The 1,556-nt window shown below is 35.5% G+C and carries 1 protein-coding gene and 1 pseudogene; both read left to right on the forward strand.

Annotation, left to right across the window (positions count from 1 at the left end; genetic code table 11):
- Positions 1 to 676 (forward strand): annotated as a pseudogene (locus ACKI67_RS03610) (hypothetical protein); the annotation flags it as partial.
- A gap of 98 nt (positions 677 to 774) precedes the next feature.
- Positions 775 to 1,344 (forward strand): flavodoxin family protein, encoded by a 570-nt coding sequence (locus ACKI67_RS03615; RefSeq protein WP_407462027.1) that lies wholly within the window; start codon positions 775 to 777, stop codon positions 1,342 to 1,344.
- Positions 1,345 to 1,556 lie beyond the last annotated feature (212 nt).

The following is a 1,556-nucleotide window of genomic DNA, read 5'->3' on the forward strand; positions in this document are numbered from 1 at the left end:
CATCCAAGCGGCATTAGGTAGAAGTGACAAGGCAATAAATGCCCTTACAAAAGAATACAATGAACTCATCCAATCCATTGGAAGTGAAGTTGGAAGTCGGAGGCCAAGCGGTCTTAGGAAGACAACAGCAAGCAGCAACTCCTTGGCTCACAGAACGACATGGCTACGATCCGACTTAGACATCCAAGCGGCATTAGGTAGAAGTGACAAGGCAATAAATGCCCTTACAAAAGAATACAATGAACTCATCCAATCCATTGGAAGTGAAGTTGGATTGAAACATATCTATTCTGATACAATCCATGTAGGAACACTCAAGGAAATCGATGTGGACTTCCTATATCTGGAAGATGACAACGGCAAGGTCAAAAAGCTTAAGATATCAAATGTGAGAAAATTGAATGACGAGGAGTTCTACCAATGGAAGCTTAACAATCAAAAAATGTACACAAGGGACATAAGCGCTATTTTCAATAAAAAATCAAATCCTCATGTTATAAAGGATACCCTAAAAAAATTCGAGAATATTATTGATGTGATAATAATTGACATCTATAAGGGAGAACCAATAAAGGAAAATGAAATTAGCTATACCTTTAAAATCATATCCTTGACTGAAGAGGCAATTGAAGACTGCATTGACACATTAATAGGATTTGGTGGAGTTACAAGATAAATAATCACTTAATTGATTAATAATCAATAAATCAAAGAATCAAAAAATCATAATTAAATCAAACAAACAAAAATAAAGATTATTCTAAGGAAGATACTATGGCAAAAGTTATACTATTGAATGGAAGCCCAAGAAAAAACAGCAATACACTTATGGTTTTAAAGGAATGTGCAAAAGCCATTGAAGATGAAGGGGTTGAAACCGAAATCATTTCACTTAAAGATAAAAACATCCAATCCTGCATTGCATGCGGAACATGTGCTGAAACTGGAAACTGTACTTTAGATGACGGTTTGGATGAAATCATTGAAAAGATTAGAGAAGCCGACGGTTTCATTCCTGCTGCACCTGTTTACTTCGGTACTGCACGTGGAGACATCATGTCTGCACTTCAAAGGATTGGAAAGGTTTCCAGAGGAGGGGACAAATTCCTTGATTGGATGGTAGGTGGCCCAATCACTGTAGCAAGAAGAGGCGGGCAAACATTAACACTACAGGAAATGACCATGTTTTTCCCAATAAATGGAATGATCGTTCCTGGCTCCACTTACTGGAATATGGTTATAGCAGGTCCTGAAGGAACTGCACTTGAAGATACAGGAGGAATAGAAACCATAAAATTGTTTGGTGCAAATGTGGCAAAATTAATCAAGAAAATCAAAGAATAAATCAAATATTAAATATTATCTTTTAATAATTTAAATTAAAATTAAATTCCAAAACTAACCTGAGGCAAACCATGAAAATGATTAAGCAAACATTAGGATTGAATGTAGAAGATTCAAAATATTACATCAAGCTAATTATAGAAGCTACCTTAATCGGTTTATTCTCAGGATTAGTGGTATCATTATACAGATTTGGATTGGACAACTCTGAA

Origin of the sequence: Methanobrevibacter sp. (assembly GCF_045577275.1) — an archaeon.
Classification (GTDB): Archaea; Methanobacteriota; Methanobacteria; order Methanobacteriales; family Methanobacteriaceae; genus Methanobrevibacter.

Coding starts and splice junctions, on each gene's coding strand:
- ACKI67_RS03615 (WP_407462027.1), top strand. CDS start 775: ATGGCAAAAGTTATACTATTGAATGGAAGCCCAAGAAAAAACAGCAAT.